This window comes from Kribbella sp., from assembly GCF_035687465.1.
Taxonomy (GTDB): Bacteria; Actinomycetota; Actinomycetes; order Propionibacteriales; family Kribbellaceae; genus Kribbella.
This window is the reverse complement of sequence record NZ_DASRXP010000188.1, coordinates 1-6,407: the sequence shown is the minus strand read 5'-3', so window position 1 is coordinate 6,407 and position 6,407 is coordinate 1. Positions and strand designations below refer to the sequence as shown.

The following is a 6,407-nucleotide window of genomic DNA, read 5'->3' as shown; positions in this document are numbered from 1 at the left end:
CGCCCCCCGAGAACAGTTGCCGAGGGCCTCTACCCCCCTCGAGTCCCCAACCGAGTCGGCGCCGGGGTTGGCGCAGGGGATTCGGGAGCAGCTGAGTGAGCAGTTCGAACCGGAGCCCGCGGCCGTTACGGAGTGCACCAGGTGAGCAAGGAACAGGTCGGGTCGGTTGCCGAAGAGGCGGCGAAGCTGTTCGCCGTACTCCAGCAGGCCGCCGCCGAAGCGAAAGCCGGCGACCACCCGACACACACCGAGCAGGAGCCCGCGGGGGATACAGGTGAGGAATCACCTGAGCCTGCGGATGACGAATCGGCCGGCGCGGAGCACGGCGTACGGGATGGGCACGGCGGGGCTGAGTGTCAGTGGTGTCCTGTTTGTCAGTTGATCGCGAAGGTTCGGAATGCCAGTCCGGAGACTGTTGAGCAGTTGTCGACGGCTGCCGCCGGGGTTCTGGGCTCGGTGCGGTCGTTGTTGGAGGCTGCCGCGGAGGCTGCGCGGCAGGCCCGGGCGGACGCCGAGTCGCGGTCCGCGGCGCAGCGGCCTTCGCCAGAGGATGCTGTGCCCGAGGATCCGGAACGCCCAGCCCGGTCGAAGGTGGACCGGATCGACGTGAGTGAGGACCCCGAACCATGGGACTGACCATCGGCATCGACGTCGGCGGTACGAAGATCGCGGCCGGTGTGGTCGGCCTCGACGGCAAGATCGGGGCCCGCGCACACCGCGACACCCCGGCGGAGTCGGTCGACCTGATCGCCAAGGCGATCTGCGACGCGGCAGCTGAACTGATCGCGGACCACGACGTGGAGGCGGTCGGGATCGGCGCCGCCGGTTTCGTCTCCTCGGACCGTTCGACCGTGCTGTTCGCGCCGAACCTCGCCTGGCGGAACGAACCACTCGGCGCCCGCGTCGCCGAAGTACTACAGGTTCCGGTGGTGGTGGAGAACGACGCCAACGCGGCCGCCTGGGGCGAGTTCGCCTTCGGTGCCGCGAAGGACGTCGAGCACATGGTCTGCATCACGGTCGGGACCGGGATCGGTGGCGGCGTCGTGATCGGCGGCGAACTGCTGCGCGGCGCGAACGGGGTCGCGGCCGAGCTCGGGCACATGCGGGTCGTGCCGGGCGGGCACCGGTGTGGTTGTGGCGCGCGCGGGTGCATCGAGCAGTACGCCTCGGGGAGCGCTCTCGTCCGGGAAGGCCGGGCGCAGGCCGACTCGGGTTCGCTGTCGGCGGCGCAGATGCTGAGCGTCTGCGGGATCACCGATTCCGCCGAGCTGACCGGGCCGATGATCACCAAGGCGGCGTCGGACGGTGACCCCTGCGCGGTGGAGCTGCTGGACGACCTCGGCCGGTGGCTGGGGGAGGGGCTGGCGAGCATCGCGACGCTCTTCGACCCCACCACGATCGTCGTCGGCGGCGGGGTGAGCGCGGCCAAGGAACTGCTGCTGAGGTCTGCCCAGGTCGCCTTCGAGAAGAACCTGCCGGCCAAGGCCAACCGGCCGCACCCGAAGTTCGGGCTGGCCGAGCTCGGCAACGACGCCGGCATCATCGGCGCCGCCGACCTGGCCCGTCGCCCCGCCCCCGCCCCGGAGAAACACCGGTGAGCAGCTCACATTGGCCGCAGTTGGCGGAAAGTGGTTGGCTGGGTAGTGCTGCAGGGGGTTCCGGGGGTACGGCTAGGAGGGTCGTGCGATGGCTCTGACGCAGGCACTGACGATCGGGATCGACATCGGTGGCACGAAGGTGGCTGCCGGCGTGGTCGACCCGGAGGGCAACATCCTGGACCGGTTGCGTCGGGACACCCCGACGAAGGACCCGCGGGAGACCGAGGACGCGATCGCGGAGATCGTCCGGGACCTGGAGTCGCGGCACGACGTGATCGCGGTCGGCATCGGCGCGGCCGGGTTCGTCGACGGCACGAGGTCTTCCGTCCTGTTCGCCCCGCATCTCGCCTGGCGGCACGAGCCGCTGCGGGACGCGGTGGAGCGCCGCCTCGGTCTGCCGGTGGTGGTCGAGAACGACGCGAACGCGGCGGCGTGGTCCGAGTGGCGCTTCGGTGGCGGCCAGGGGGAGAGCCACCTGGTCTGCGTCACGCTCGGTACCGGGATCGGCGGCGCGATCCTGAACGACGGCGCTCTGCAGCGTGGCAAGTTCGGGATCGCCGGCGAGTTCGGGCACATGCAGGTGGTGCCCGGCGGGCATCGCTGCGAGTGTGGCAACCGCGGCTGCTGGGAGCAGTACGCCTCCGGGAACGCGCTCACCCGCGAGGCCCGGGAGCTGGCGCTGTCCGGTTCGCCGGTCGCGCACAACCTGCTCCGCGCGGCGGAGGGCGATCCCCGCAAGATCAACGGGCCGATGGTGACCGAGCTCGCGAAGGAAGGCGACCCGGTCGCGGTCGAACTCCTGGAGGACGTCGGCCGCTGGCTCGGGATCGGCCTGGCGAACCTCGCCGCGGCACTCGACCCCGGCACCTTCGTCATCGGTGGCGGCGTGTCCGATGCGGGGGAGTTGCTGCTCGCGCCCGCTCGCGAGGCGTTCAAACGAACCTTGACCGGCCGGGGGTTCCGCCCCGAGGCACGAATCGTTCGCGCAGTACTGGGTCCTGAGGCCGGCATGGTCGGCGCGGCGGATCTGGCTCGCGAGGAGGCGACCTGGTTGCGCCGGGTCCGCGTGAAGACCACGGCGGTGACGGCGAAGACAGCAGCCCGGAGTGGTCGGGTGACCCGGCTCGAACGAGCGGCCCGGAAGTCGGCGAGCCGCCGTACCGGGATGCGGGCGGCGACGCCCGAGACGGACCTGCAACTGAACGAATCGGATCTGCAGCTCAAGCAGCCCGCCGAGCTGCAAGGTGAACCCGACGCATGAGCGCCGGCCCGTCGCTGCGGGTGCTGTCGTACAACGTGCATCGCTGGGGCGACGATCGCGACGCCCTGGCCCGGGTGGTGCGCTCCTGTGCGCCGGACTACGCGCTGATCCAGGAGGCGCCGACCTGGTGGGGGACCAGGCGCAAACGCGAGGCGATGGCGGCCACCTTCGGGCTCCGGTACGTCGCTGCGTCGGCGCGCAACGCGATCCTGGTTGCCGACGGCACCGATCTCGTGGAACCGCTGCACTGGCGGGTGTGGCGTCCATTCGTCCGGCGCCGGCTCCGGCTGATCGCGACCCAGTTGCCAGGTGGTGCGGTCGGCGGACGGGTGGTTCTCGGCGGCGTCGAGTTGGCGCTGGTCGTGTGCCACCTCGGCCTGCACATTCGCGGCCGGCAGCACGAACTCGATCAGGTCCTGAAGGGCTGCAAGTCCTTCAACCTGCCCTACCTCCTGGTCGGCGACCTCAACGAAGAACCGGGCGGCCCGGTCTGGGACCGCCTGGCCGCCGAGGGTCTGACCGACCTCGGCGTCGATGCCGGCCCGACGTTCCACTCCGACAACCCGGTCAAGCGCATCGACGGCGCCCACCTCTCACCCGGCCTGACCGGCCGCGTAATCCCCCTCGACTCGATCGAAGGCATCACCCGCGCCGACCTAGCCGCTGGCTCCGACCACCTCCCCATGCTGGTCGAGCTCACCCTTCCAACCGATTAAATCCTTTGTGTGGTGGGGATGCCGCCACCAGGATGGTCGTATGAGCGATGCGAAGCGGCCGGTGGTTTTGGTGACAGGGGTCGGGCGACGGATCGGTATCGGGGCCGGGCTCGCTGAGGGGCTGGCGGCGACGGGTTGGGATGTTGTGAGTCGGTGGACAGCGGGATCCTGGACACCACGATCGAGAGTTTCGACCGGCACTTCGCGGTGAACGCGCGGGCTACCTGGCTGCTGATCAAGGCGTTCGCGGAGCAGTACGACGCGCCGTACGGTGACGGCCGGATCGTCGCGCTGACCAGCGATCACACGGTCGGGAACCTGCCGTACGGCGCCAGCAAGGGCGCGCTGGACCGGATCACCCTCGCCGCGGGGCAGGAGCTGAGCCACCTCGGCATCACGGCGAACGTGATCAACCCGGGCCCCATCGACACCGGCTGGATGGCACCGGAGATGGTGGAGCAGTTCGCCGCCGAGAACCCGCTGAAGCGCGCCGGGCGCCCGGTGGACACCGCGAATCTGGTTGCCTTCCTCTGTTCACCGGAAGGTGGCTGGATCAACAGCCAGCTGCTCACCAGCAACGGCGGCTGGCGCGCCGGCTAGCTCTACTTACTTCTTCTTGCGATTGAGGAAGGCGAGCATGGCTTCCTGGGCGGCGGGGGAGCCGAAGAGGCTTGCGGAGAGTTCGGCGAGGTCGGTGCCGCGGGCATCTATGTCGGCGAGGAGCTCGCGGTTGAGGAGCTTCTTGGTCTCGCGCAGACCTTGCGGCACGCCCTTCAGGAGCGACTTCAGGACGTCGTCCAGCGCGGCCTCGAGGTCCTGCTCGGGGACGGCCCGGGTGACGAGGCCGAGCCGGGCGGCCTCGGTGCCGTCGAACCCGTCGCCGGTCAGGAACGTCAGGGCTGCTGCGCGATCGGTGAGCCGCGGGATCACGGTCAGGGAGATCGTCGCCGCGGCCAGTCCGAGGCGTACCTCGGTCAAGGCGAAGCTCGAGGTGTCGGCGGCGATGCTGAGGTCGGCCGCCGCGACGATGCCGATGCCGCCGGCTCGGACCGGCCCGGCGACGCGGGCGATCACGGGCTTCGGGTTTGCCACGATCGCGCGCTGGACGTCGACCATCCGCTGCGCGCCGACCCCCATGCCGACCGTGGTCGCCTCCGACATGTCCGCCCCCGAGCAGAACACGTCACCCGCCGACCGGACCACGATCACCCGCACTGCGTCGTCCTCCCCAGCCGTGGCGAGGTGGGCAAGCAGTTCACCGGTGAGCTGCTGAGAGAGCGCGTTCTTGTTGTGCGGCGAGTCGAGCGTGATCGTCGCGACGCCTTCGGCCACAGCCAGGTGCACCAGTTCCGTCATGCCCGCCATCTTGCCCTGCCCCGGACAGCCATGCCGTAACCCGCACCACTAGTCCAGATACAGGCAGAACGGGTGCCCGTCCGGATCGAGCATCACCCGGACGTCGTCCTGCGGCTGGAACGACGGCAACTCGGCACCGGCTTCGAGGGCGTGGGCGACCGCCTGGTCGAGATCATCGACCGCGATTGGTAGAACCGGCCGAGCTTCTGTGGGGCCGGCGAGTTGAGCACGACGCCGAACCAGTGAGCTTTCGTTCTCAGTGCCATGAATCCACCATGGACCACAGCACCGACAAGATCACCCCGGCGAGCGGCGTACCGGCTATTTGGCCTCGGCGTACGACGGGGCGAGCTCGCGGGCCAGGTGTTCGATGAACAAGCCGACGTCGGTGACGATGCCGCGGGCCTGGGAGGAGCCCCGGTCCGCGAGCTTCGTCACGGTGGCGGGGTTGATGTCCACGCAGGTCAGCGGGATCGAGGCGGGCAGGATATTGCCGGTGGCAACGGAGTGGAGCATGGTGGCCGCCATCAGGCAGTAGCCGACGCCAGGCAGCTCGGCCCGCATCGCGCGCTGGCCTTCCAGGACGTCGGTGTAGACGTCCGGCAACGGGCCGTCGTCGCGGACCGAGCCGACCAGGACGAAGCTCTTGCCGTTCTTCACCAGGGAGTGCATGATTCCCGAGCTGAGGACCCCGGTAGCGACAGCGTCGGCGATCGAGCCCGCTTTGCGGATCGTGTTGATCGCGCGGATGTGGTGCTCGTGACCGTGCTCGACACCTCGCCCGCGGGCCAGGTCGACGCCGAGCGAGGTGCCGTACAGCGACGACTCGATGTCGTGCGTCGCCAGTGCGTTCCCCGCGAACAGTACGTCGACGAAGCCGGCCTCGACCAGCGCGACCATCGCCGGTGCGGCGCCGGTGTGCACGATGCCGGGACCGCCGACCCAGAGCACCTTCTGGCCGTTCGCCTTCGCCTCGCGCATCCCGTCCGCGACCTGCATGACGAGCACCCGCTGGGGCTTCTCGCTGGAGACGTCCGACTCCATGAAGCCGAACGATTCCTCGGTGTTCGCGATCAGCGGGGGAGTGACCTTGACGCCCTGCGCGCTGGAGATGATCCGCATCCCGGCCCGGACGTCCGACATCGGGATCGTCCGCACGGTCTCACCCTCGACCAGCAGACCGCAGTCCATCTCGGGGTGCTGCACCGTGACCCAGCGGCCGTTCAGCCGCACGCTGGTCGGGAGGTTGGTGGTCGAGTAGAACCCGTCCGGGAACACCCCGTCCTGGGTCACCTCGGAGATCTCCGGCGTGCCGGGATCGACCAGGTTCGCGCCCTTGGTCTGGATCCGCATCAGCAGCCGTTGCAGGGATTCGTCGTCCTCGGCGCCGACCGTCATCCGGACCGTGGACGGGTCCTCCTTGTCGTAACCCAGGACGAACTTGTCCAGCGTGTAGTCGCCGCCGTACCCCCGGAT

General features: G+C 69.6%; 8 protein-coding genes. 5 read left to right on the top strand and 3 right to left on the bottom strand.

The window, feature by feature from the left end:
- Window positions 1-141 precede the first annotated feature (141 nt).
- From VFG33_RS09465 to VFG33_RS09445, 5 genes are all read left to right on the top strand, one after another.
- Window positions 142-636 carry a hypothetical protein gene (locus VFG33_RS09465; RefSeq protein WP_325024558.1) on the top strand — a complete coding sequence of 165 codons (495 nt, stop codon included), beginning with the start codon at window positions 142-144 and terminating at the stop codon, window positions 634-636.
- A complete protein-coding gene (locus tag VFG33_RS09460) occupies window positions 627-1,598 on the top strand; it encodes an ROK family glucokinase (RefSeq protein WP_325024556.1) in 972 nt (323 codons plus the stop codon). Before VFG33_RS09465 ends, VFG33_RS09460 begins: the two co-directional genes overlap by 10 nt.
- Before the next feature lie 88 nt (window positions 1,599-1,686).
- Window positions 1,687-2,859 (top strand): ROK family glucokinase, encoded by a 1,173-nt coding sequence (locus VFG33_RS09455; protein ID WP_325024554.1) that lies wholly within the window; start codon window positions 1,687-1,689, stop codon window positions 2,857-2,859.
- Window positions 2,856-3,575 (top strand): endonuclease/exonuclease/phosphatase family protein, encoded by a 720-nt coding sequence (locus VFG33_RS09450; RefSeq protein WP_325024552.1) that lies wholly within the window; start codon window positions 2,856-2,858, stop codon window positions 3,573-3,575. Before VFG33_RS09455 ends, VFG33_RS09450 begins: the two co-directional genes overlap by 4 nt.
- Before the next feature lie 153 nt (window positions 3,576-3,728).
- The gene (locus VFG33_RS09445) at window positions 3,729-4,175 is read left to right on the top strand and encodes an SDR family oxidoreductase (RefSeq protein ID WP_325024550.1); all 447 of its coding nucleotides are present in this window, start codon (window positions 3,729-3,731) and stop codon (window positions 4,173-4,175) included.
- A 6-nt stretch (window positions 4,176-4,181) separates the two neighbouring features.
- On the opposite strand, the gene VFG33_RS09440 is transcribed toward VFG33_RS09445, so the two are convergent.
- The 3 genes from VFG33_RS09440 to VFG33_RS09430 form a co-directional block, all read right to left on the bottom strand.
- Window positions 4,182-4,931 (bottom strand): enoyl-CoA hydratase-related protein, encoded by a 750-nt coding sequence (locus VFG33_RS09440; RefSeq protein WP_325024549.1) that lies wholly within the window; start codon window positions 4,929-4,931, stop codon window positions 4,182-4,184.
- Between the two features lie 48 nt (window positions 4,932-4,979).
- Complete coding sequence (locus VFG33_RS09435; RefSeq protein ID WP_325024560.1) at window positions 4,980-5,117, bottom strand: VOC family protein; 138 nt, start codon at window positions 5,115-5,117, stop codon at window positions 4,980-4,982.
- 135 nt (window positions 5,118-5,252) lie between these two features.
- A partial coding sequence (locus VFG33_RS09430) for an ornithine cyclodeaminase, nickel-pincer nucleotide-dependent (protein ID WP_325024547.1) occupies window positions 5,253-6,407 on the bottom strand: 1,155 nt, incomplete at its 5' end.

What these genes read in the sequence shown, in the direction of transcription:
- VFG33_RS09460 (WP_325024556.1), top strand. Translation starts at nt 627, where the DNA reads ATGGGACTGACCATCGGCATCGACGTCGGCGGTACGAAGATCGCGGCC.
- VFG33_RS09455 (WP_325024554.1), top strand. Translation starts at nt 1,687, where the DNA reads ATGGCTCTGACGCAGGCACTGACGATCGGGATCGACATCGGTGGCACG.
- VFG33_RS09450 (WP_325024552.1), top strand. Translation starts at nt 2,856, where the DNA reads ATGAGCGCCGGCCCGTCGCTGCGGGTGCTGTCGTACAACGTGCATCGC.
- VFG33_RS09440 (WP_325024549.1), bottom strand. Translation starts at nt 4,931, where the DNA reads ATGACGGAACTGGTGCACCTGGCTGTGGCCGAAGGCGTCGCGACGATC.